The sequence below is a fragment of the Bacillus sp. LR--39 genome (assembly GCF_053613335.1).
In genome coordinates, this window is the sequence record NZ_JBSIOT010000801.1 from 1 (window position 1) to 739 (window position 739).

General features: G+C 49.8%; 1 protein-coding gene. It reads left to right on the forward strand.

The genetic code is table 11. The features are described 5' to 3' along the window. On the forward strand, positions 1–739 hold a 739-nt coding region (locus ACWHAR_RS26630; protein WP_452088371.1), incomplete at both ends, for an MFS transporter.

Sequence of the window (739 nt, forward strand, 5' to 3'; positions counted from 1 at the left end):
CTTTTACAGGATCAGTTTCATGTCTCTACTGATTTGTCAGGCTGGATGGTCAGTGCTTATGCACTCGGTTATGCGCTCTTCGCTTTCATTGCAGGCCCAATCTCAGACCGGCTGAACAGGAAAACAGTCATGCTGTGGGGACTTGCAGGCTTTATCGTATCCACATTTTTATGCGGCATCGCTCCCTCTTTTGCCGCCATGTGCCTGTTCCGTTTTGCCGCAGGCGTTAGCGCTGCGTTTGTGACGCCTCAAATTTGGGCGTCCATCCCAGTCATTGTCCAGCCTTCTCAGATCATAAAAGGCATGGGGATTGCGACAGCAGGTTTGGCCGCTTCACAAATGCTCGGACTTCCTATTGGAGGGTTTCTCGCTTCCTTTACATGGCATACGCCATTTTTCGTTTTGTCAGCGTGCTCGCTTATTCTTCTATTGATCCTGGCGGCGGTCATGCCTGATATCCTGCCTTCTGAACCATTGGCGCGACCATCAATTGTCAACCCCTACCGGGAGCTTTTTTCATTGCCGAAAACATCGGTCATTCTGCTTGCCTATTTTCTGTTTCAAACCGGAAACTTCGCTTCGTTCAGCTTTCTGGGTACTTGGCTTTCCGCGGATTATCATTTAACCGTGTCACAAATTGGCGCAGCTATGCTTGTACTCGGACTGGGAAATATGCTCGGGAGCCTTATCGGCAGCCGGGTTTCAGAAAAGCTGGGCATGTTTAAAACACTGATCAGCG